This is a genomic window from Enterococcus sp. HY326 (assembly GCF_026157065.1).
In the GTDB taxonomy this organism is placed as follows: domain Bacteria; phylum Bacillota; class Bacilli; order Lactobacillales; family Enterococcaceae; genus HY326.
In genome coordinates, this window is the sequence record NZ_JANLGQ010000002.1 from 319,764 (window position 1) to 343,954 (window position 24,191).

Sequence of the window (24,191 nt, forward strand, 5' to 3'; positions counted from 1 at the left end):
CTACATGTGAAAGGAAAAATGAACTTGAGTTTTTTTAAAAGGTTAATTGATCGATTCGGTCAAAGGCTTCCCGCAAAATTTCTAAATTTTGCGTAGCGGCTAGGCGAATGTGTTGATCACCAGTGGTTTCCCCGAAGGCCTTACCGGGAATGACTAAAACTTTGGTTTCTTTTAAAAGTTTTTCCGTGAAGGCGACGGAATCTAAACCAGTTTTTGCGATATTGATATAAGCATAGATGGAGCCTTTAATCGGTCGCAGCGATAAAAAAGAATTAGCAGCAACGCGTTTTTCAATATATTCTAAGCGTTCTTGAAAAACATTGGTAACTTGCGGAACTAATTCAGCGTAATGCTCTAATCCGTAAATGCCTGCCCGTTGAGAAAGAGTCGGGGCAGAGTAGGCTACGCTTTCGTTAATCATTTTAGCAACTGCGTTGATATCAGCCGGGCCAATCATATAGCCTAAACGCCAACCAGTCATGGCAAAAGCTTTGGAGAAACTACCAAAAGTAATCGTGTTTTCCGGTGCAAAGCTGGCCATCGGCATAAAATCTTCGTAATAGGTGAAGGCTTCATAGACTTCATCGGATAAAATCAAAAGATCTTGTTTGATGGCTAAGTCGGCAATCACCTGAAAGGTTTCCTTTGAAAAAACTGCTCCAGTTGGATTATTCGGCGAATTCAATAAAATCGCTTTGGTTTTTGGTGTGATAGCGGCCTCCAACAAGCTAACATCTAATTGAAAATCATCTTTTTCATAGGTTGGTACAAAAACTGGGACACCGCCAGCAAAGATAACTTGATCTTTGTAAGGAGAGAAGTAGGGTTCATGGATGATTACTTCGTCGCCGGGATCAAGGATGGCTTGAAAAGCTAGATAGATGCCATGAAGAGCGCCTACTGTTGCCCAAATTTGATTTAGTTCAAAGGCTAAGCCATATTGCGTCTGGTAAAATTTTTGAATAGCAGCCAATAATTCTTGGCTGCCTTCTGAGGCCGTGTATTTTGTATGACCGGCTTTGGCGGCAGTCATTGCGGCATCAATAATTTTCTCATCAGTGATTAAATCGGGATCACCGATGGAAAGATTAATTAAGTTATCTGTATGACTGGCTAGAGCACCAATCTCCATTAAAATATTTTCCTTTGGCGCATGAAATCTTTTGGCGATTTTTGATGTTTTCATTTTCAATTTCCCTTCACGATAAAAAATAAAAGTGGCTGCGACACAAGTATTTAACAGTAAAATTATCCGAATCAAATTGTTTTTGGAATTCAGTAGGCTGGCTAATAGAATTTTTCTGTTAGCCAGCTGTTGAATCTACATGACAATTACACAATATTTTCTGTCTCTTTTCAATATTGTTCGGAATAAAATCTGTCTTAACTTGTGTCACGGACACTTTTAATTTAGCTAAAATGACTTAGAGGACTTTTGCCAGAAAATCTTGAGTCCGCGGATTTTGCGGATTGCCGAAAACTTCTTCTGGGGTGCCTTCCTCTTGAATAATGCCGGCATCCATAAAGATTACCCGATCAGCTACTTGGCGGGCAAAGCTCATTTCATGGGTAACGACCACCATGGTCATGCCATCATTAGCCAAACTTTGCATAACGGATAGCACTTCACCAACCATTTCCGGATCAAGGGCCGAAGTCGGTTCATCGAAAAGCATCACGTCTGGATTCATTGCCAAAGCGCGAGCGATGGCCACCCGTTGCTGTTGTCCCCCGGATAAACTAGAAGGATAAACTTCAGCTTTATCACTTAAACCAACCCGTTCAAGTAAAGCCAATGCCGTTTTCTTGGCGGCTTCAGCATCTTCTTTTTTTACTTTAATTGGACTAATCGTCAAATTTTCTAAAACAGTTTTATGAGGAAAAAGGTTAAAACTTTGAAACACCATTCCCATTTTTTGCCGTAGGGAATCAATGTTGACGCCCTTTTCTAAAATATTTTGACCTTCAAATTCAATCTTGCCTTTGGTTGGCATTTCTAATAAATTCATGCACCGCAGGAAGGTGGATTTTCCGCTACCGGAAGGGCCGATAATTACGACCACTTCACCAGCTTCAACATTTAAATCAATGCCCTTTAAGACTTCATTGTCACCAAAGCTTTTGTGTAAGTCAGTTATATTAATCACTAGTTTTCATTCTCCTTTCAGCAACACCTAATAAACGAGACAAGGCGAAGGTTAAGACGAAGTAAATTAAGGAAACAATCACGTAAGGCATGAAGGCCCGGAAGCTGGCGCCTTGAACCACACCAGTTTGGAACATTAATTCCGCCACACCAATTACCGATACGACAGAAGATTCTTTAATGACAGTGACAAATTCATTTCCTAAAGCCGGTAAGATATTTTTAATTGCCTGTGGAAAGACAATGTAGCGCATCGCTTGTGTTTGATTCATTCCTAGTGAACGAGCGGCTTCCATCTGACCTTTATTGACAGCGCCAATCCCAGCCCGAATAATTTCCGCAACATAAGCAGCACTATTTAAAGAAAGGGCAATACAGCCGGCCACTAGATTGGACACATTGAGATTTAACATTGTGGTTCCGAAATACACAATAAAAATTTGCACCAATAGTGGTGTTCCTCTGACATATTCAATGTAGATAATCGCCAAAGCCCGCAAAATTTTATATTTTGAAAGTTTCATCAAGGCAAAGACGCTACCTAAGACAGCTCCGAATAGCACACCGACAAAGGCTAATAGTAAAGTATAACCAGTCCCGGAAATAAAGTAAGGCATGTATTTTTCAAAGAAGCTGGTGTCATCTTGGAACATCAATTCATTGGCTTCTTCTTGATATTCAGCTAATAAATCAGAGCCAGTAATTTCACTAATAGAGTCATTGATGGCTGCTAAAAATTGTGGTGAATTTTTATTGACAGCTACAGCGGTTTGTTTGGTACCGTTCACGAAGGTTACATCATCGGCGATTGTCAATGTTGTATTTTGTTGTACGTAAGCATCGGCAACGGGTCCTTCTAAAACAACCGCATCGACTTTACCAGTGGTTAAGTTGGTGATTAAATCTGGCACTTTTTGTAGTGAAGTCAAAACAGAGCCAGTCATTTCCGTTTGTGCCAATTCTTCTTGCGTCGTTTGTTTTTGAACGCCAACCGGTACGCCGTTAAAGTCAGCAGTGGAAGTATACTTATCTTTGTCAGCAGCCCGCACGACCACTTTTTGCGTCACCGTCATATAGGGATCAGAAAAATCAACTTGTTCTTCCCGTTCCGGTGTTGGAGACATGCCGGAGATAATCATGTCAATCTTATTTGTCGTTAGTGCTCCTAAAAGAGCATCAAAACCTAGCTCTTGAATTTCCAGTTCAACACCTAAACTATCCGCAATATGTTGAGCAATTGAAATATCAAAGCCCACGATGGTATCTTTACCATCGACAGTCGCATGAAATTCATAAGGTGCATAGTCTGCCGACAAGCCGACAATTAATTTGCCACTAGAAATCACCTTTTCATATGTTGCATCCGTCTCAGCAGTTGTGGCAACTGCGGTATCTGATCCAGAAGTTGAAGTTGCCTGAGCTGCTGCTGGTAAAAATGAACCGGCAACTGCCAGCAAGGCAATCAGCGAAAACAGCCAATTTTTCCATTTTTTCATTCAATAATCGCTCCCTTTTACAAAATAAAATGAATAATAATTGCATAAAAATTCATTTGTGTTTTTCTGTGAATTATAATATCATAAAATCTGTTAAAGTCAAAGGGCAAAAAGGACTTTTCAGAAATTTTTTTTGGAAAAACCTTTTTAAAGGCGCTTTTTTTGTTTCGTATAAAACTAATAAAGATTTAATTTATTTCAGGAAAAAAAGGAGAAGAAGATGAATCAACCACTTATTGTCAGAGGTGCTCCGCAGGAATATGAATGTCATGAAGGAGCTTGGCAGCAGCTTTCGGCGCATTTAGAACGGCGCCAATTAAAAAAGGTTCTAATCCTTCACGGTAAAAAATCTTGGCAGGCTGTCCAAAACTTTTTGCCCAACCTGACTGATTTTTCGGTTCATTATGAATACTATGGCGGTGAGTGTACAGACGCCCATGCCCAAGTATTTGTGGACATGATAAAAAAAGAACATTTTGAAGTGGTAGTGGCAATCGGCGGTGGCAAAGTTTTAGACACTGGCAAACTGGCCTCCATTAGAGCGCAGGTGCCCGTCTTTTGTCTGCCGACCTTAGCCGCAACCTGTGCAGCCTATGCATCTTTAAGCGTGGTCTATAATGAAGACGGCTCAATGGATCGCTATGATATTTTTCCTGTCAGCAATGCCTTGGTTTTAATTGAACCCCGGGTCATTTTAGAATCGCCAATTGAATTGATGGTGGCAGGGATTGGGGACACTTTAGCCAAATGGTACGAGGGCATTTCTATCATTGAACAGATTGAAGAAAAACCAATTGAAATAACTGTAGCAGAATTTGCTGCCAAGCAATGCCAAGTTGTATTACTAAGAGACAGTCAAGCGGCCTTAGCGGCGATGGAAAAAAATGAACTAAATCAGGCCTTCTTAAATGTTGTTGAAACGAATATTCTATTAGCCGGCATGGTGGGGGGCTTTGGCGATGAATATGGTCGCACGGCTGGGGCCCATTCAATTCATGATGCCCTAACCATCTTGCCTCAAAGTCATCAGCAACTTCACGGCAACAAAGTGGCTTATGGCGTGCTGGTGCAGTTGGTAATGGAAAATAAGTGGCAAGAGCTGGAAGAATTACTTCCTTTTTACGATGAACTGCACTTGCCGAAATCCTTAGCCGCTATGGAAATGACCTTGACTGCTGAAGAAATAACAGCCGTGGCCAAACGGGCTGTTTTGCCTGACGAGACGATTCATATGATGAGAGGGACGATCACAGCAGAAAAAGTCGCAGCAGCCATGAATAATTTAGAAGAATACATGGCGGACAAAAAACTCTTATAAAAATCACAAAAGATTCAACGGCCTTTATTGGAAGTCGTTTTCTATTAATGCTAAAATAAATGTATAAAAGGAGGGATTTCAAATGGAAGAAAGAATTTTCTTTAACCAAGGTAATGCGCTAACCTCTGATGTGGATTTAAAAGCGTTGTATATTGCTGCTCAAATTGAAAAGGATAGTGGCCGTGATAAAGAACCTCTGGTTATTGCTAAAGACAAGCGCAATAACCAATATGTCCTCTTTTTTAAGGAAGATTTTCACGCCCTTAAAAATCCCGATGACTACGAGATAGTAGAAGAATTGAATTAAATAGAACAAAGTGAACCGAGTCTGTGACGAAAAGAAAACCAAAATGAGCAAAGGAATGCCAATTTTTTGAAAAAATTTGGCAAGGTGCCGCTCATTTTATGGGATACTTTAGTCGCAGCTTTTGTTTGTCTGATAATAAAAATAGGTGGCTTAATCAAATGGAAATTGCTGTGTATCAAGCAGATGTCTTTACCAAAAAAATAAATCAAGGAAACCCAGCCGGGATTGTTCCTGCGGCAGACAATCTGACCACGGATCAGATGCAAAAAATTGCAGCCGAGATGGGCTTTAATGAGACGGTTTTTATTTTGACCAGTGAAGAATGTACCGCTGAGTTTCGCTATTTTACACCAGGGCATGAGACGCCTTTATGCGGTCACGCAACAATTGGCGGTGTGAGATACCTTTTAGATGCTGGCTTGATTCAAGAGCATGCGCTCCTTAAAACAGAAGTCGGTCCAATCGAAATCAAAATAAACGCTGACGCTTTGACGATGGCCCAAAGTCAACCGAAGCAAACACCATTTCTCTCATCAAAAAAAGAATTGTGCAACGTCTTAAACATTCAAGAAGCAGATTTGCTAGAGGATTTGCCGATTGAATATGGCAATACTGGATCTTGGACTTTGCTAGTCCCTGTGAAAAGCGAGGCCGTCTTAGCAAAAATGGTGCCGCAAACGCTACGCTTTCCAGAAGTTTTAAAGGAAATTCCCCGTAGCTCGATTCATCCTTTTACTATTTTGGATCAAGAACAACGCTTATTCAGCGCCCGCCATTTTTCTTCGCCGTATTCTAAAACCATTGAAGATCCGGTGACTGGTACAGCGTCAGGGGTGATGGCAGCTTATTGTCAAAGATATCTCTATCCAGAAAAAAATCCGCTGACAATTTCAATTCAGCAGGGACGCTATTTGAAGCGGCCCGGTCAATTATTGGCAACGGCGACAAAAGCAGCTGGCAAAACTTTTATCGAAATAACTGGAACAGCCATCATGAATCCTCAAGTGAAAAAAATTAATTTATAAACTAACAAAAAGCTGCTATCAAGTTGGTCAAATTTGATAGCAGTTTTTTATTGTCAGCAAAAAATGATAGTTGAGCATTCTTAGATAGGTTAAAAATAATGGGAAAACTAAAAATCTTATTCCTTCAAAAGTTTGACAAGAAACAAACCGAGTGATATATTTGTAACATGTTATAAATACATCACATGAAAGTTGGACAAAAAATGAAAAAGAAAATACACTTAACTAGTAAAATTTATTCAATCGAGTTTTTAGCAGCAATGTTGTTTTATAGCATTGGTGTCTCATTAAGCACACCAAACACCAATCCAATTTATTTAAAATATCTTGTTATGGGAGTGATGCTAGTCGTAATTTCAGCAATTATTCTTTGGATAGCTCTGATGAATTCCGAGAAGATGGATGAACGAGCCCGTTACAATCTGTCAAAGGCCAGCAATTTAACTATCATTGCAGCAATTTCGTTTTTCCTTTTATTAGGTGTCAGCTTATTGGCATTTTCTCTTCATATCCGATTAACAGCAGGTATTATGTCGTTTGTTGTAGCTGCTATGTTAGCTTTTCACGCATTATCCTTCCTCACTTTTGAAAATGTAGGCTTATCTAATGGGAAAAATTGAAACGAATTTAAAAGAATATCGTGAAGAGCGGGGGCTGACCCAAAAAGATTTGGCTGAACAAGTCGGAGTTAGAAGAGAAACTATCGTCCATTTAGAGAAAAATAAGTACAACCCATCTTTAGAACTGGCTTTGGAAATTGCTAGAATTTTTGAAGTGCCAGTCGAAAGTTTATTTCGATTAAAAGAAGAACCTAAAAAAAGCTGACCTGTTGGGATCAGCTTTTTTCATAAAAGAGATAAAATCAAAATTCATTTTTGCTAATTTTAAAAGTTTGATTGATACATCATCCTACAACTGATTCATTTCAACCCCATAATCCTCCGCCACTTTTTTCAAGCTAAAGCCGCGTCCGTGAACTTCGCTGGCACTTAGGGTGATAAAGAAGGAGTGGTCATCAATTGAAAGGATGCGCTCTTTGACCTTTGGAAAATCCTTTTCACGAATAACGGTCATTAGTAATTTTCCTGGTTGCTGACTATAGCCACCTTCAATTGGGATTAAGGTAACCCCTAAATCCAATTCATCGGTAATCACCCTGCGAATTTCTTGGTGCTTTTGGGAAATAATCAAAATATTTTTTGAGCGTACCAGTCCAATTTGAATGCCATCGACAACCCGACCAATAATAAATAGGGCAATCAACGAGAATAAAACGACATCTGTACTGAATGCTAAAAATGCAGATAAAATTACCAAGCCATCTACAAAGAGAATCGCAATTCCCAGCGAGACTTTTAAATATTTATGCACAATTTGTGAGATAATCGCCGTTCCACCAGTCGAAGCATTCCCGCGAAAGACTAAGCCTAGACCAATCCCTGTGATAATGCCGCCAAAGAGGGCTGCCAAAAAAATGTTTGTGGTTAAAACAGGAACATTGCTAGTGATCCCAACAAAAAAAGGATAAAGCAAGCTGCCATAAATCGTCTTTAGCCCGGTTTCTTTACCTAACAGGATAAAGCACAAGAATAAAAGGGGAATATTAATGGCGTACAAAATAATTGCGGGATTCCAGTTGAAAAGGTGATTTAAAACCACACTAATTCCATTCGCACCCCCAGCGACAATCCGATTAGGCAGTAAAATAGAATTAATCGACAAAGCTAAGACAAAGGCCCCAACTGTGACAAATAGCGTATCTTGGACCAATTGTTTTTGAAAAAATTTCTGCAAAAGATTTCCTCCTCTAATAAAAATTACCAAACTGACTTCATCATAACATGAAGTTTTCCATAAAAAAATCACTGAAGAGGAGAAATTCCAGATATTTTTGCAAAAGTAAGCTTAATTGTGAAAATTCAAGTTAACAGCAAATTTATCATGAAGAAATTTTAATTGCTAGTCACTAATTGTATAACCGGCATCGCCTAACACCGAGATAGTCTTGGCTAGCTTGTCTTCTTTAATAAGAATATAGTCGGTATTGTAAGTAGAAACGGCAAAGATGCTGATGTCCTGCTCTGCCAAAAGGCTAGCGATTTTTGCCAAGATACCTACAAGACTAAAATCTAAAACACCGACGATTTTGAGAGCTCGCCAGCCATCTTCTCGATTCAAGGTGAGAGCTGGAACCTTTTCAGTCGGCAACACGACTGAACGTTCATCTTTAGTATTTGCAATAAATAATGGACTGATAGTAAGGTCAAGCTCATTAAAATCTGCTATTTGAATAACTGAAAGAGGTGTCTGTAAAATTTCTAGTTTCATTAAATAAACTCCTTTAAATTTTTTTGGTGTGTCTGAAAAGCCAAATATTTCTTATCTATTGTTACGGATGAGTTCGTGATTTGCAAGGGAGAAAATAGCAGGTAACAGCAACATAAAAAACCGCCCAGAATTACTAGGGCGGTTTCACATTAAGCTTAAAGCTTAGGTCTAAAAATAAAATATGCGAGACCTAAAATGACGACAACAATTACTAGATAAAATAGAAAAGTGGCAAAGCCGGATAAAAGTCTTTTCATATGAATCACCTCTAGTTAAAAACGACCTGATATCTTTTAAAGTTATTTCTAGTATAGCACAGAGGGAAGACCAGCAGCCGATTGCCAGTATTTCATTCTAGATTTACATTTAAGGCAATTTTTTGATTTTAAACTGCTCAAAATATTCTGGATGATTGTGACTTTTTACTCCGGCAAAAATGGTTAACGCCAAAGCTCCCAAAGTATTGGTAAACAAATCACCCATTGTATCCATCAAGGCTTCCCGCCCGATAAATGGTGTGCCACTGGAGGCATTATAGCGCTGCAGATTCATATTGAAAAATTGATCGCAGAGAAACTCCCAAAATTCCCAGAAAACACCACAGAGTCCAGCAAAGGCGAAGCCCATAATAATAAAGAGCCAGGGACTGGTTTTAGAAATATCCGCATCTTTTAAAAAGGTTGCGATTAAGCCATACCCCAACACTGTTAAAAGCATAGGACTGACGGCATGGAGCACCTTATCCCAGAAGAAAATTAAAGAAATAACGTGTAAGCCAGTGCCGATAAAAACGGAAATGGTTAAGAAAAACCAGTAAAACAGGACGATAGCCGCTGGAATTTCGATTTTTAATAATTTACGGGCGATATTCGGCAGATAAATTAAGACAATACCCGCAAGTGATTCAATGACAAAGATGATGCCTTGACTCGTAGAATACTTATTAGTAATCAATTCAAAGATATTATAAGCGACGACAAACAATCCAAAAACAGTTAACGCCAATTGTGCTTGTTTCATTTTTTTTGACATGGGACAACCTTTCTAGCAGTATTCTTGCAGAGCTTGTAAAAGCGCTGCTTCAGAATTAACCACTTGACCATTTAATTTTATTAAACCAATTGTGTAGAGATTTGTATAGTGAAACTGATTTTCAGCGACAGTCTGCAGCGCTTGAATTTTTTGCTGATTGTCGCTACCTTGCTGACGGGTATCAGTATATAAGCCTAAAATTGGAATGTTTTTTCCATAGGCGACGCCGATTTCTGAAGCAACTCCGGCATCTATTGTGATACCATCTAATAGCGCAATCATCAAATCACTTTCTAAAACTTTTTCAGTATCAGCTAAAGCAATCATTTTGCTGTCGGCATAAGCCGATTTATCATTAATCGCCGCATTTTCCTGCGGCAGATAAATAGTGGCATCTGGTTGTTGCTGCCGAATCTTTTCAACAAGCTTTTGATTATAAAGTAAATCACTTTGAGCAAATAATGGGGCGGCGAAGTAAATCTTCATTTATAAATCCTCCATCTAAAAGTAGTCACGGAACCCTGTATGCTTAAAAATAGTCACTGAAGTAAGCTTCCGTATCTGGTAAAATCCGTTCTAAGGTGTGCAGGGTTTCTTTATCTGTGCTAAGTCGTTCAATTCGTGAAAGATAACTGGCCCGGCGATAATTCATCATCAGACAAGTTAGAGTTTGGATGTCAAGGACAACCGGCTTTCCAATCGCTTCGTCGGTCACAGTCACCTGATCATTTTCATCCCAAATCAGACCAAAAATGCCCGTATTCCAATCCGCCACAGGATCGGTCACAACAAAATGAAACGGTTTGCCGGTACTTTCAAAGGGATACACCTGTAAAAATTCCTTCACATCGACAATGCGGGCCATGAAATACGGTTCAATCGTCTCTTTAATTTGACTGTCATCTAATAAAAAAGCTAGCGGTTCATTTTTATAAATATCCCCCAAGACCCAGTCGACCATCGAAAAATGGGCGCTGATAAAATTCCAGAGGCCGTTGCGGGCTTCTAAGTTCAAATAAAACATTTCTTTAATATGAAAAACATCTTCGGCAATCCAATAAAATAAAACACCTAGAGGTTCTTGATTGGCGCCGTAGTAAACGGCGGCCGTCCGTTCCTCTTCATTTTCAAAACGCCAGTATTCTTCCCAGTGAAACTCACTGCGAATCAAGGCGCCATGATTTTGTCTGGCAAAGCGGGCATAGACAGTAAAAACATCCGGGTCATAAACCTCTTTGCGCTCCACCATACCGGGAACCTCAACAGCTTTTGGCAGCTGAACATCTTTAATTTTAAAACTTAATTTGTCCGACATAATTTCCCAGCCCTTGCGGCGATAATAAGGAATGCTGTAGGGATATAAATAGGAAATCCATTGTTTTTCTTTGCGCATGTTTCCTAGTGCAACGCGGATTAAATCCTGCATCAAGCCATGATTGGCATATTCAGGGTATGTGCCGACACCTGTTACACCACCCATTTGATATAAGGTTCCGTGAATATTTACTTCACAGGGATAAATTGCAATTTGTGAAATTAATTTATCTTGATAAAACCAGCCAAACACCTCTGATAATTCTAAAATCGGCTGTTTAGATTTGATTAGTTCCCGTTTATTGGAAAAACCACTCTCTTCTAAATCAGATTCTGTAAACTGAAAGACATAACTCAATAATTCATTGAATTGAGCGACATGCTCTTCACTAACCGGCTTCAAAACTAAATTTTCGCGAAAATCTTGTTCCGCCATATTTTCAACTCCATTTCTAATGGACTAAGTATAGCAAAACTTTACTGCAATGTCTTTTTTGGCGATGGGGCATGTTTGATGTCGATTATTACATTTTTTTTACATTTCATGAATATTAAGTTTGTTTTAAGGAATATAATTTATACTTATACATAATAAAAAAGAATGGGGTAGTTGAGTGAATAAAAAATATTTATTGGGACTCGCAGCTGTTATGGGATTTATAGCTGTGGTCATCATTGTAGCCAACCTAACCGCCACTGATCCCCTTGAAGAAGAGGTAATGGCCGATACCACCACAACCTCTACGACATCATCGACAGAGGAAATAATTGAGATTACTTCTGGGACAGCAGAATTAACCGAGACACAAGCAGCAGAAATTTTGACTAGCGCGACTATCGAAAATGTTCCTTTGCTAAATCAACTAGATTCGCCACGTCTGCGAAATGGTTGCGAGGTTACTTCGTTAGCGATGATTTTGAATTATTATAATATTGATGTAACGAAAAATGATTTGGCCGATGCACTACCGTCAGTTGCCTATCAAGATGATGAGGGTTATTATGGTGATCCTAACGAAGCCTTTGTTGGCGATATCACCGGCGATATCGGAGCAGGCTACTTTGTGTATCACGAGCCAATTTTTAATTTGGCCCAAAATTATTTGACAGAAGATTTGACTGCTATTGATTTTACCGGCAGTGATTTCTCTAAAGTTCAGTACTTTTTGTCGACGGGCAGCCCAGTCTTGGCCATCACCACGACTAATTACGCCGCCACTAATGATATGGAAACATGGGAAACCGTCAATGGCCCCGTTGAAATTTCTATGAGTGAGCATTGTGTTGTTTTGATTGGTTATGATGAAGAATATGTTTATCTGAATGACCCTTATGGCAATGAAAATTATCAAACCAGCTTGACTGACTTTATTGCCTCATGGGAACAATTTGGTTCGCAAGCAATCGCGATTACCGAAGCTTAATCTATCTACTGACACTAATTTGACTAGTGTCAGTTTTTTTATGGGGATTTTCTAGCGATTATTCCCCAAGAAATGTTAAAAACTCTTTTCAAGGAGGACTTCCGTTGTTATAATCTTAAGTGCTGATTGTTAGGAAAGTAGGAAAACACATGAATATAAAAGAAATGAAAGAACGGCAGAAAAAAATCCGCAATTTTTCGATTATCGCCCATATCGATCACGGCAAATCAACGTTAGCGGATCGAATCTTAGAAAAAACCCACACCGTCTCTTCTCGGGAAATGCAAGACCAGCTATTGGATTCCATGGATTTGGAAAGAGAGCGGGGCATCACGATTAAATTAAATGCTGTCGAATTAAATTACACTGCAGAAGATGGCGAAACCTATATTTTTCATCTAATCGACACTCCCGGACATGTCGATTTTACTTATGAAGTTTCCCGTAGCTTAGCAGCCTGTGAAGGCGCCGTCTTAGTAGTTGACGCAGCTCAGGGGATTGAAGCTCAAACGCTCGCCAATGTGTATCTTGCCTTGGATAATGATTTAGAAATTTTACCAGTCATCAATAAAATTGATTTGCCGGCAGCCGATCCAGAACGGGTACGCAAAGAAATTGAAGATGTAATTGGCATCGATGCCAGTGAAGCCGTTTTAGCCAGCGCTAAAGCCGGCATCGGTATTGAAGAAATTTTAGAACAAGTTGTCCAATTCGTGCCAGAACCTGCAGGAGATTTGGAAGCACCTTTAAAGGCATTAATATTTGATTCGGTCTATGATGCGTATCGCGGCGTTGTTTTAAACGTCCGCATTACCGATGGCGTGGTCAAACCCGGCGATAAAATTCAATTAATGAGTAATGGCAAAACTTTTGAAGTGACTGAAGTTGGCGTGTTTTCGCCAAAAGCTGTTAATCGAGATTTTCTCATGGTGGGTGATGTAGGCTACATCACCGCTAGCATTAAAACCGTTCAGGATACTCGGGTAGGTGATACAGTTACTTTGGCCAACAACCCGGCGAAAGAAGCTTTGCCCGGCTATCGTAAAATGAATCCGATGGTTTATTGTGGTCTTTATCCAATTGACACGTCCCGTTACAATGATTTACGGGAAGCCCTTGAAAAATTACAATTAAACGATGCAGCTTTACAATTTGAACCAGAAACCTCTCAAGCGCTAGGTTTTGGTTTCCGCTGTGGATTTTTAGGCTTGCTCCACATGGATGTTGTGCAGGAAAGATTAGAGCGGGAATTTAATTTAGAATTAATCACCACCGCACCCTCTGTAATTTACCATGTGAAAAAAACGGATGGCTCTACAGTTGTTGTTGATAATCCCGCAGAGTTTCCAGAACCTGTGACTATTGACAGCGTGGAAGAACCTTATGTCAAAGCTCAAATCATGGTGCCAAATGATTATGTCGGAGCGGTGATGGAATTGTCCCAAAGAAAACGGGGGGAATTTGTGACGATGGACTACTTAGACGATTATCGCGTAAATGTCGTCTACGAAATTCCACTCTCAGAAATTGTCTTTGATTTCTTTGATAAATTGAAATCCAGCACGAAAGGCTATGCCTCATTAGATTACGAAATGGCTGGCTATCGGCCTAGCAAGCTAGTCAAGATGGATATTTTATTAAATACAGAAAAAGTTGATGCATTAAGCTTTATCGTCCATCGAGAATTTGCCTATGAACGAGGCAAAGCGATTGTCGAAAAATTAAAGAAACTGATTCCGCGTCAGCAATTTGAGGTACCAATTCAAGCGGCCATCGGCCAAAAAATTGTCGCACGGTCTGATATCAAAGCCCTACGAAAAAATGTTTTGGCTAAATGTTACGGCGGAGACATCTCCCGTAAACGCAAACTTTTAGAGAAACAAAAAGAAGGTAAAAAACGGATGAAACAGATTGGCTCTGTCGAAGTCCCTCAGGAAGCCTTCATGGCTGTGCTGAAAATGGATGAAGACGATAATCCGAAGAAATAAGGATTTGCAAAGTCTTTACTCATTAAATCGATTGTGAAATCATATAATATTTGCCTAAACTCCGCCCAAGTTTTCGCTTGGGCGGAGTTTTTGAATTACTTATGCATATTTTTTTGAATCTTTAGGTGAGTGTATCGAAAATTTCTGTTCTTATCTTTTTCATTTCAGAAAATATTTGCCAAAGGTGGATGAAATAGAGGGAGTTAAATCTAAAATACCCCCTGAAAGTTTTAAGCTTTACACTGCCTTCTAGCAACTTGGTTACATTGTCTAAGTGCCAGAAATCCCTCTGACTTTTCTAAGCTTAGCCGCTTAATTTTCTTTATCATTTTAGTAAATCCATTGTTTAAACAAACCCAATAAAAAATCCAAAGCAGAATTTTTCATCTTCCGCTTTGGATTCACTTCAATCGAACTTATCAAACTTATTACTATTAAGTAGCATCAATATAACTATACAAAGTATATTTTGAAATATTGAAAAATTTCGAGATTTTGTCACCTGATTTGGTAATCAAGAAGGCGCCTTTGTTGTTTAAAAATTGGATACTTTTAATTTTTTCATCTTTCGTCATCAAAGCAACTGGCTTGCCAACAATCTTGATGGATTCTTCGATTAAGTCATCTAAGAGTTCGTTGACATTTTGTGGAATGTAATCTGGTTCCTTGGCTTCTTCTGATTCTTCAGTGGCAATTAAAGATTTTATGGCAGATTCGGCGACAATCAGATTTGTGATATCTTGATTGATGGCGAAAATAGCATCCAGTTGACCGTCTTCATTTTTCAGATACACTGTACTGGATTTTAAAATCCGCCCATCATGAGTACGAGTCAAGTAGTTAATATGATCTTTTAATGTTCGTGGATCTTTTTTGACAGCCTCTAAAACTACTTGAGAGGGGCCGTCACCTAATTGCCGTGAGGAAACATGCCCATTTTCAATTGAGACGATTGAATTGTCAATGCTATTTTCTTGAATTTTATGAATGACAACTTCACAATCTTCACCGAATTGTCCGGCTAAGGCTTTGGCAATTTGGGTTAAAAAAGTTAATTGCTCATCTGAAAGCATGCTGATCTTCCTTTCTAAAAACGTTCTCAAAGCTTGTTACATTCATGATATCATGGGATTCTGTGAATAACAAGATGTTCAAATAAAAAAACTAAAAAATATTTTTTAGGTAGCATTGTTTTTTTTTAGGTAGAGTGATATAATCAAAAAGAAGAGTGATTGAAAAGAAAAAAAGAAATGAATTTGACTGTTTCATTTCAACTAAATTTTTTTATCCAAATGAATGAAAGCGATTGCTAATTATATTAAAGGGAGGAATAATTGAATGCTATTAATCGGAAATGGACGCTTAGTGACAAGGAGTCAAGGAACAGGTTTTTATGAAAATGGTTGTGTGGCAATTGATGGGAAAAGAATTAAAAAAATTGGCGAGACCAATCAATTGAAAAAAGAATTTCCCGAGGCAGAATTTATTGACGCAAAAGGTGGCATTATTATGCCAGGATTTGTTAATATGCATAATCACATTTATAGTTCTTTTGCTCGTGGCATGAGTATCAATGGCTACGCTCCACATAATTTTATGGATATTTTAGAAGGCTTGTGGTGGCGTTTGGATCGAAGCATGAATCTAGCAGATTGCTATCACAGTGGGAAAGTTGCTTATCTAGACGGTCTGAAAAATGGTGTGACGACAGTTTTTGATCATCATGCCAGCTACGGAGGTATCGCCGGCAGCTTGCATGAATTATCAAGAGCTGCAGATGAATATGGTATCCGGACTTGCCTCTGCTATGAAGTTTCTGATCGTGATGGTTTTGAGAAAATGAAAGCTGCCGTCAAAGAAAACCTTGATTTTATCAAGGTGAGTCAACAACGGACTGATGATTTACAAAAAGCGATGTTTGGTATGCATGCTGCATTTACATTGTCAGATAAAACTTTAGACTACTGTGTAAGTAATACCCCAGATGATGTCGGCTACCACATTCACGTGGCAGAAGATATTGCAGATGTAAAAGATTCACTGCAAAAATATGGCAAACCAATTGTCAATCGTCTGTATGATTTTGGGATTCTTGGTGAAAAAACGATGCTAGGCCATTGCATTCACATTGGTCCTCACGAAATGGAATTGATTCGTGACACTAACACGATGGTTGTGACCAATCCTGAATCGAATATGGGGAACGCTGTCGGTTGTCCGCCAGCTTTAAGAATGTTTGATGAGTATCAAATTTTGATGGGACTTGGCACCGACGGTTTTACCAATGACGTTACAGAATCTTTCAAATTTGCGAATCTAATTCATAAGCATCATTTGGCTGATCCAACAGCCGGTGGTAATCAAATTCCAGCAATGCTTTTTGAAAATAATCCACAGATGGCGAATCGTCATTTTGAAACCAAATTGGGGGTTTTAGAACCAGAAGCCGCAGCCGATGTAATTGTTGTTGAGTATCAAGGGCCAACACCGATGACAGCAGCAAATCCTAATGGACATATTTTATTTGGTGTCAATGGTGCAATGGTCAGAGACACAATTATCGATGGCGTTATCAAGATGCGCAATCGTGAAGTGGTTGGCATTGATGAAGAAAAAGTTTGGCACGAAGCTCAAGTTCAGGCCAATGATTTGTGGCGTCGGATTAATAACTAAACAGCTGAAGGAGTGAAAAAGATGAGCGATATGATGCGCCCGATTTCAATTGATAGTTTATTCAATTGGGTTTTAAATGAGTATCAAACCGAGGGCACAATTTTTGGCATTCGAAAAATATACCAAGCAGATCCCCAGAAGGTAATGACTTTATTTGGCGAAAAAATGGAAACCCCTTGCGGTCCAGCAGCTGGGCCCCACACGCAATTAGCCCAAAATATTATTGCGGCCTATTTAACCGGTTCGAGATTTTTTGAATTGAAAACGGTTCAGATTATTGACGGTGAAGACTTGCCTGTAAGTAAACCGTGCATCACTGCAGCGGATGAATGCTACAACGTAGAATGGTCAACTGAGCTGAGAGTGCCACAGGCAATGGAAGAATATGTCAAAGCTTGGTATGTTTTAAAAATTCTCAGTAAAGAATTAGCAATCGGCAATCCCGATGGTTTCATCTTTAATATGAGTGTTGGTTATGATCTTGCCGGTATTCAATCGGAGAAAATTGATCGCTTTATTGAGCAGCTGAAAGATGCCAAAGATACGGCGATTTGGCAGGAATGTCAACAAGCGGCAAAAAAATATCTGAAGGATTTTAAACGGATAGACGAAGAATATCTGGCAACCATTGATTCCCGGGTCTGTCGTTCGATTACCTTATCAACTTTACACGGCTGTCCGCCGGATGAAATTGAACGGATTTCTACCTATTTATTAACGAAAAAAGGATTGCATACCTTTATCAAATGCAATCCGACAATGCTGGGCTATCCTTATGCAAGAGAAAAAATGGATAGCTTGGGCTTTGATTATATCGAATTTGATGATCATCACTTTAAAGAAGATTTACAGTTTGAGGATGCGGTTCCCATGATTCAACGGCTGCAGCAATTAGCTGATAACCAGCAGTTGAGCTTTGGCGTTAAAATCACCAATACTTTTCCTGTTGACATTGCTCAAAATGAACTACCAGGTGAAGAAATGTATATGTCAGGCCGTTCCCTGTTTCCTTTAAGTATCGGTTTAGCCAAAAAACTTTCCGACGCTTTCGCTGGGAAACTACAAATTTCTTATTCAGGCGGAGCAGATATTTTCAATATTCGAGAAATTTTTGAGGCGGGGATTTGGCCGATTACGATGGCTACGAGTTTATTGAAGCCTGGGGGTTATCAACGGATGAACCAAGTGGCGAATCTTTTAGCAGATGCGCCTTATCCGGCAACAGTTCAAGTGAGTTTAGAAAAATTAACTGATATTGTCGCTAAAATTGAAAAACAAAGCCATTATCATAAGTCAATTAAATTACCAGAGAGTCCTAAAATTGAACGGAATGTCCCGTTAATTGATTGTTATACAGCACCTTGTCGTGATGAAGGTGGCTGTCCGATTGATCAAGATATTCCAGCCTACTTACGCTATGTCAGTGAAGGGAAATATCTTGAAGCTTTGCGGGTGATTGTTGATAAAAACCCTCTGCCATTTATCACGGGAACAATTTGTGCTCATCCCTGTATGACGAAGTGTACTCGCCAGTTTTATGAAGAAGCTATTCAAATTCGGGAAGCGAAATTGGAAGCGGCCGAAGCGGCTTATGCTCAACTAATGGCTGAAATGGTGCGACCTGAGAAAAAAGTCGGCGCAGCAAAGACGGCGGTAGTTGGCGGTGGGCCCGCAGGAATTTCTGCCGGCTATCTGTTAGCACGAGAAGGAATGCCGGTTACTGTTTTTGAAAAAGCGGAGACCCTTGGCGGTGTCTGCAGCCAAATCGTACCGGAATTTAGAATTTCTAGGCAATCGGTCGAAAATGATGTTAAGATGGCCGAATTTTTAGGAGCCGAATTCAAAACTGGGCAAGCAGCACCAAGCTTAACTGAATTACAGAAACAGGGCTTTACCAATATTATTTATGCGATTGGTGCTTGGAAGCATGGGAAATTACGCTTAGAAGCTGGCACAACCTTAAACTCCTTAGAATTTTTAATCGCAAATCGCAAAAATCCTAATGTTAACCCGTATGGAGAAAATATTATTGTGGTTGGTGGCGGCAACACAGCAATGGATTGTGCTCGAGCAGCTATGCGTTTACCGGATGTAAAAAAAGTATCAGTTGTCTATCGGCGAGATAAACGTAATATGCCAGCGGACGAAGAAGAGCTTTATCTGGCATTAGCAGATGGCGTTGAATTTTTGGAATTATTAGCGCCAATTAAAATAGAAAATGGTCGCTTAACTTGTGAAATGATGCGCTTAGGTGAACGGGATCAATCTGGGCGTCGTAAACCAGTCGGTACTGGAGAATTTGTTGAGGTCCCTGCAGACACGGTGATTGCCGCTGTCGGTGAAAAAGTTGATACAGAATTTTATCACTCGATAGGCTTGGAAACAAATGATTGGGGCAAGGTCATTGTCAATCCGCAGACTTTAGAAACTAATTTAGAAAATGTTTATGTTATAGGGGACGCAAATTTGGGTCCGGCAACGATTGTCGAAGCGATTGCGGATGCTACTAAAGCGGCGGCAAATATCTGTGAGTTACACCGAAATCATTTTGAAACAGATAATATCAATCAAGATCGCCAAAGTGTGCGACAAAAACGTGGGCTCTTGTACGGAGCAGAAAATTCCGCCTGTCAAGCTAGTCGCTGTTTGGAGTGTTCAACCGTTTGTGAATCTTGCATGGATGTTTGTCCCAACCGAGCCAATATTGTGGTGACCATCAAAGGTTCTCCGCAAATTGTTCACATTGACCGCATGTGTAATGAATGCGGCAACTGCGAGACCTTCTGCCCATATCAAAGTGCGCCTTATAAGGATAAATTTACTTTATTCCAAACAGAGTCAGACTTCCATGATAGTAGCAACTCAGGATTTTATGTTCTCGATAATTTGTCGAAGGATTGCCTGTTACGTTTGGGAGCGCAGGAACAAGTCGTCAATGTCAATCAAACCTATCTGGATGTCCCAGAAGAAATTTTAAATTTAATGGACACGCTAATTGAAGAATATAGCTACACCTTGATGGCGTAATAAAAATTTCTACTTACAATTTACATTTTAGTTTTAAAGACCTTTTTGAAAAGAGGGAGAACCATGTCGATTTTATTAAAAGGCGGTGTTGTAGTCACCGCTGTGGATAGACGTCAGCTAGATGTCAGAATTGAAAAAGAAAAAATTGTCGAGCTAGGGGCGAGTTTGCCAATCGGTGATTCACAGGTCGAGGATGTCTCGGGTTGTTTTATCCTGCCGGGCTTTATTGATGCCCATACTCATTTACAGCTAAATAATGGCGCTGGTTCCAGTGGGACAGCCGATAATTTTGCCAGCGGTAGTCGCGCCGCCTTAGCCAACGGTACAACGACCGTCATTGATATGGCGACGCCGGATAAGGATGGTTCTCTGCAGGCTTGCTTAGACACTTGGCAACGATTAGCTAAGGGTAATAGCTCCTGTGATTATACTTTTCACATGTCGATTATCGACTGGAATCCAGAAATAAAAAACGAGATTGCTGCAATGATTTCAGCAGGGATTACCTCTTTTAAAATGTACATGGCCTACGACAATTTGCGAACAACTGATGCTGAAATTTATGAAGCTATGACAGAAATTAAAAAATTTCATGGAATGCTGGGAGTTCATTGCGAAAATGGTGACTTAGTCAATGAAGGCATAAAGAAATTGTTGAAGGCCGGTAAGACCAGTCCCCATTACCATCCGCTTTCTCGACCAGATGCGGTTGAAGCAGAAGCGGTGGAACGCTATTTAACAATAGCGGATCAAGCTGAGCTACCGGTGAATATTGTTCATTTAAGTACCGAAAGATCATTGGAAGCTGTGCGTAGAGCTCGCAAACGGGGGCAACAGCTCTATGTCGAAACTTGTCCTCAGTATTTAGTGTTGGATGATCATTTGTATGACGCCCCTAATTTTGAAGGAGCCAAATATGTCTGCTCACCGCCACTAAGAAGTTTAGATGATCAGAGAGCTTTGTGGGAGGGACTAGAAAATGGTGAAATTGATACAATTTCAACCGACCACTGCAGTTTTAATTTTAAAACCCAAAAAGTTTTAGGGATTGATGATTTTAGCAAAATTCCTAATGGGATGCCCGGAGTCGAGACTAGGCCACAGCTAATTTATACTGCTGGTGTTGCCAGCAAACGAATTAGTTTAGAAACCATGGTGGGACTTCTAGCAGAAAACATTGCCCGGCAATTTGATTTATTTCCACAAAAAGGCATTGTTCAAGTCGGTAGCGATGCCGACTTGGTAGTATGGAATCCGGCAGCTAAAGGCGTCATTTCGGCTACTACCCAATTACAAAATGTCGATTATACACCTTATGAAGGAATTGAAACGCAGGGTCAGGCTCAAAGTGTTTTTCTTAGAGGTCAAAAGGTTGCCGAAAACGGCAAAGTCCTCCAAGAAAAAAAGGGGCAATTCGTCTTTAGAACAACCAAATAAAACAATGTGGTTAAGGCACAAGAAATGGCAATAAGATTCTTATATTACCTCTGGAAGAAGACTTGTACCACGACCACTTTAACTTAAAGTAGCAATAAGGAAGTGAGCAATCAAGTTTTACTATTTTTTACAATCGAGGAGGATTTTAGTTGGAAGAAATAAAATGGCTGAAAAACGAAATGCCAAAAACAGACGATCAATTTTTACCTTTAATGTCAGAAGAAAATATCGGTAAGGCGCTGGCCTTTCATCAGAGCTTTCCGCAATATACGACAACACCTTTAGCTGAGTTATCACAGCTGTCCAATTATTTAGGCATAAAAGATTTTTTTGTCAAAGATGAATCCTATCGTTTTGGCTTAAATGCCTTTAAAGTGTTAGGCGGATCTTTTGCGATGGCAAATTATATCGCTGAAAAATTAGCTGTTGATGTGGCCAAGCTGGGGTATGAAGAGTTAACCTCGCCAGCTTTAAAAGAAAAATTTGGTCAAGCAACGTTTTACACAGCAACAGACGGCAATCATGGTCGGGGCGTGGCTTGGGCAGCTAATAAATTGGGCCAGAAATCAGTGGTCTTGATGCCTAAGGGTTCAGCAGAGATTCGTTTTGAAAATATTCAAAAAGAAGGCGCTGAAGTCACAATTGAAGAAGTAAATTATGATGAATGTGTCCGCATGGCCAATCATTTGGCGGAGGAAGCTGAAAACGGTGTGATGGTGCAAGATACTGCGTGGGAAGGCTACGAAAAAATCCCAACTTGGATTATGCAGGGCTATGGCACGATGTCTTTAGAAGCGGCTCAACAATTACAAGCAACGGGTGTTCAACGGCCGACCCACATTTTTGTGCAGGCAGGTGTTGGTAGTTTAGCCGGCGCAGTGATTGGTTATTTTGCTAATCTTTATCAAGATAATCCACCAATTATGACGGTGGTTGAAGCTCAGGCAGCTGATTGTCTCTATCAATCAGCTAAAGTTAAAGATGGTAGCATCCGTTTTGTTGAAGGGGATTTACAGACAATTATGGCGGGCTTAGCCTGTGGCGAACCTAACACGATTTCCTTTGATATTTTAAAAAATCACACAGATTTCTTTATCTCAGCACCGGATTGGGTTTCTGAAAAAGGTATGCGAATTTTAGGCGCACCCCTGAAAGGTGACCCACAGGTTATCTCTGGAGAATCCGGAGCCGTGGCGATGGGAGTTGTCGCTAGTGTGATGAAAGATCCTGCTTATCAGGAATTAAAACAAGCATTGAAACTGGATCAAAACTCTGTTGTTTTAATGTTTTCAACTGAAGGCGACACTGATCCAGAAAATTATAAAAAAATTGTATGGGGGCAAGAGTAACATGAATTTTGAAGAAATTAAACAAGCAGCAACAGCTTACGGACCAGCTATGACCAAATTTTTACGAGAATTAGTGAAAATTCCAGGAGAAAGTGCTGAAGAAAAAAATAAAATGGAACGGGCCAAAGCTGAAATGGAAGCTTTAGGCTTCGATAAAGTAACTTTTGATCCAATGGGGAACTTGTTAGGCTATATGGGCACCGGTGAAAAAATCGTCGCCTTTGATGGTCACATTGATACAGTGGGTATTGGTGAAATGAGTAACTGGAAATTTAATCCGTATGACGGCTACGAAAGCGATGAAGAAATTGGTGGTCGAGGCACTTCTGATCAAGAGGGCGGGATTGTTTCGGCAATTTATGGCGCTAAAATTATGAAGGACTTAGGTTTATTATCTGATGAATATACTGTTTTAGTCACTGTGACTGTTCAGGAAGAAGACTGTGATGGCCTGTGCTGGCAATATATTATTAAAGAAGATAAGATTCGCCCAGAATTTGTGGTTTCAACTGAACCAACCGACGGCGGGATTTATCGTGGACAACGGGGCCGGATGGAAATACGGATTGACGTCAAAGGCGTTTCTTGCCATGGTTCTGCTCCAGAACGGGGCGACAACGCCATTTATAAAATGGCGGACATTTTACAAGATGTTCGGGCTTTAAACAATAACGGGGATACAGAGAGCACTTCAATCCGTGGTCTAGTTAGAATGCTGGATGAAAAATATAATCCAGAATGGCAGGAAGCTCGTTTCTTAGGTAAAGGAACAGTCACAGCTTCACAAATTTTCTATTCTTCACCAAGTCGTTGTGCTGTCGCTGATGGCTGCTCTGTTTCTTTAGATCGCCGAATGACTGCTGGGGAAACTTGGGAAAGCTGTCTTGAAGAAATTCGTCAATTACCAGCAGTTAAAAAATACGGTGAAGATGTAGTCGTATCGATGTATGAATATGATCGGCCATCCTATACCGGCTTATCTTACCCAATCGAATGCTACTTCCCAACTTGGGTAATTCCTGAAGACCACGTCGTAACCGAATCCTTAATGGAAGTGCATCATAACTTGTTTGGCGATCAACGGCAAGGTTCTAAATCGACTGTCGCCATGCGGGAAGCCCGTCCATTATTAGATAAATGGACCTTCTCAACCAATGGTGTATCAATCATGGGCCGCAATGGTATTCCATGTATTGGTTTTGGCCCGGGTGCTGAAGCGGAAGCCCATGCCCCAAATGAAAAAACTTGGAAAGAAGATTTGGTTCGTTGTGCCGCAATGTATGCGGCATTACCAACGACCTACTGCCAAAACATCAAATAATAATTA

The 24,191-nt window shown here is 40.0% G+C and carries 21 protein-coding genes; 12 read left to right on the plus strand and 9 right to left on the minus strand.

Annotation, left to right across the window (positions count from 1 at the left end):
* Positions 1–34: 34 nt before the first annotated feature.
* The 3 genes from ORH16_RS06185 to ORH16_RS06195 all read right to left on the minus strand — a co-directional run bounded on the left by ORH16_RS06185 (position 35) and on the right by ORH16_RS06195 (position 3,642).
* Positions 35–1,186, minus strand: coding sequence for a pyridoxal phosphate-dependent aminotransferase (locus tag ORH16_RS06185; protein ID WP_265457189.1), 1,152 nt, complete (start codon positions 1,184–1,186; stop codon positions 35–37).
* A 238-nt stretch (positions 1,187–1,424) separates the two neighbouring features.
* The gene (locus ORH16_RS06190) at positions 1,425–2,147 is read right to left on the minus strand and encodes an amino acid ABC transporter ATP-binding protein (protein ID WP_265457191.1); all 723 of its coding nucleotides are present in this window, start codon (positions 2,145–2,147) and stop codon (positions 1,425–1,427) included.
* The gene (locus ORH16_RS06195) at positions 2,140–3,642 is read right to left on the minus strand and encodes an ABC transporter permease subunit (RefSeq protein ID WP_265457193.1); all 1,503 of its coding nucleotides are present in this window, start codon (positions 3,640–3,642) and stop codon (positions 2,140–2,142) included. Before ORH16_RS06195 ends, ORH16_RS06190 begins: the two co-directional genes overlap by 8 nt.
* Before the next feature lie 220 nt (positions 3,643–3,862).
* Between ORH16_RS06195 and ORH16_RS06200 the strand changes: the two genes are divergently transcribed.
* The 5 genes from ORH16_RS06200 (at position 3,863) to ORH16_RS06220 (ending at position 7,117) form a co-directional block, all read left to right on the plus strand.
* Positions 3,863–4,960 (plus strand): iron-containing alcohol dehydrogenase family protein, encoded by a 1,098-nt coding sequence (locus ORH16_RS06200; RefSeq protein WP_265457194.1) that lies wholly within the window; start codon positions 3,863–3,865, stop codon positions 4,958–4,960.
* Positions 4,961–5,042: 82 nt separating this feature from the next.
* A complete protein-coding gene (locus tag ORH16_RS06205; RefSeq protein ID WP_265457195.1) occupies positions 5,043–5,267 on the plus strand; it encodes a hypothetical protein in 225 nt (74 codons plus the stop codon).
* Positions 5,268–5,425: 158 nt separating this feature from the next.
* Entirely contained in the window at positions 5,426–6,292 is an 867-nt protein-coding gene (locus ORH16_RS06210) for a PhzF family phenazine biosynthesis protein (RefSeq protein WP_265457197.1), read from the plus strand.
* A gap of 203 nt (positions 6,293–6,495) precedes the next feature.
* Positions 6,496–6,912, plus strand: a complete 417-nt coding sequence (locus ORH16_RS06215; RefSeq protein WP_265457199.1) for a hypothetical protein — start codon at positions 6,496–6,498, stop codon at positions 6,910–6,912.
* On the plus strand, positions 6,899–7,117 hold the full coding sequence (locus ORH16_RS06220) for a helix-turn-helix transcriptional regulator (protein ID WP_265457200.1): 219 nt from the start codon (positions 6,899–6,901) through the stop codon (positions 7,115–7,117). The genes ORH16_RS06215 and ORH16_RS06220 overlap by 14 nt, the downstream gene beginning before the upstream one ends.
* Before the next feature lie 84 nt (positions 7,118–7,201).
* On the opposite strand, the gene ORH16_RS06225 is transcribed toward ORH16_RS06220, so the two are convergent.
* The 5 genes from ORH16_RS06225 to eis form a co-directional block, all read right to left on the minus strand.
* Positions 7,202–8,086 (minus strand): YitT family protein, encoded by an 885-nt coding sequence (locus ORH16_RS06225; RefSeq protein ID WP_265457202.1) that lies wholly within the window; start codon positions 8,084–8,086, stop codon positions 7,202–7,204.
* A gap of 165 nt (positions 8,087–8,251) precedes the next feature.
* Positions 8,252–8,620 (minus strand): ACT domain-containing protein, encoded by a 369-nt coding sequence (locus tag ORH16_RS06230; protein ID WP_265457203.1) that lies wholly within the window; start codon positions 8,618–8,620, stop codon positions 8,252–8,254.
* Positions 8,621–8,986: 366 nt separating this feature from the next.
* Positions 8,987–9,652 carry a hypothetical protein gene (locus ORH16_RS06235; RefSeq protein WP_265457204.1) on the minus strand — a complete coding sequence of 222 codons (666 nt, stop codon included), beginning with the start codon at positions 9,650–9,652 and terminating at the stop codon, positions 8,987–8,989.
* 12 nt (positions 9,653–9,664) lie between these two features.
* The gene (locus ORH16_RS06240; RefSeq protein WP_265457205.1) at positions 9,665–10,138 is read right to left on the minus strand and encodes a nucleoside 2-deoxyribosyltransferase; all 474 of its coding nucleotides are present in this window, start codon (positions 10,136–10,138) and stop codon (positions 9,665–9,667) included.
* A 43-nt stretch (positions 10,139–10,181) separates the two neighbouring features.
* On the minus strand, positions 10,182–11,402 hold the full coding sequence (gene eis / locus ORH16_RS06245; protein WP_265457207.1) for a GNAT family N-acetyltransferase: 1,221 nt from the start codon (positions 11,400–11,402) through the stop codon (positions 10,182–10,184).
* A 178-nt stretch (positions 11,403–11,580) separates the two neighbouring features.
* Between eis and ORH16_RS06250 the strand changes: the two genes are divergently transcribed.
* The gene (locus ORH16_RS06250) at positions 11,581–12,390 is read left to right on the plus strand and encodes a C39 family peptidase (RefSeq protein ID WP_265457209.1); all 810 of its coding nucleotides are present in this window, start codon (positions 11,581–11,583) and stop codon (positions 12,388–12,390) included.
* 149 nt (positions 12,391–12,539) lie between these two features.
* Positions 12,540–14,378, plus strand: coding sequence for a translation elongation factor 4 (gene lepA / locus ORH16_RS06255; protein WP_265457211.1), 1,839 nt, complete (start codon positions 12,540–12,542; stop codon positions 14,376–14,378).
* Between the two features lie 434 nt (positions 14,379–14,812).
* Here the strand turns inward: lepA and ORH16_RS06260 are convergent, their stop codons facing one another.
* The gene (locus ORH16_RS06260; RefSeq protein ID WP_265457212.1) at positions 14,813–15,451 is read right to left on the minus strand and encodes a helix-turn-helix transcriptional regulator; all 639 of its coding nucleotides are present in this window, start codon (positions 15,449–15,451) and stop codon (positions 14,813–14,815) included.
* 265 nt (positions 15,452–15,716) lie between these two features.
* On the opposite strand from ORH16_RS06260, the gene ssnA reads away from it, so the two are divergent.
* From ssnA to ORH16_RS06285, 5 genes are all read left to right on the plus strand, one after another.
* A complete protein-coding gene (gene ssnA / locus ORH16_RS06265; RefSeq protein ID WP_265457214.1) occupies positions 15,717–17,051 on the plus strand; it encodes a putative aminohydrolase SsnA in 1,335 nt (444 codons plus the stop codon).
* A gap of 21 nt (positions 17,052–17,072) precedes the next feature.
* Positions 17,073–20,078 (plus strand): putative selenate reductase subunit YgfK, encoded by a 3,006-nt coding sequence (ygfK, locus tag ORH16_RS06270; protein WP_265457216.1) that lies wholly within the window; start codon positions 17,073–17,075, stop codon positions 20,076–20,078.
* Positions 20,079–20,141: 63 nt separating this feature from the next.
* Positions 20,142–21,515: a dihydropyrimidinase gene (gene hydA / locus ORH16_RS06275; RefSeq protein ID WP_265457217.1), complete on the plus strand. Its 1,374-nt coding sequence runs from the start codon at positions 20,142–20,144 to the stop codon at positions 21,513–21,515.
* A gap of 149 nt (positions 21,516–21,664) precedes the next feature.
* On the plus strand, positions 21,665–22,864 hold the full coding sequence (gene dpaL / locus ORH16_RS06280) for a diaminopropionate ammonia-lyase (protein ID WP_265457219.1): 1,200 nt from the start codon (positions 21,665–21,667) through the stop codon (positions 22,862–22,864).
* Between the two features lies 1 nt (position 22,865).
* The gene (locus tag ORH16_RS06285; protein WP_265457221.1) at positions 22,866–24,185 is read left to right on the plus strand and encodes a YgeY family selenium metabolism-linked hydrolase; all 1,320 of its coding nucleotides are present in this window, start codon (positions 22,866–22,868) and stop codon (positions 24,183–24,185) included.
* The last annotated feature ends 6 nt before the right edge of the window (positions 24,186–24,191 follow it).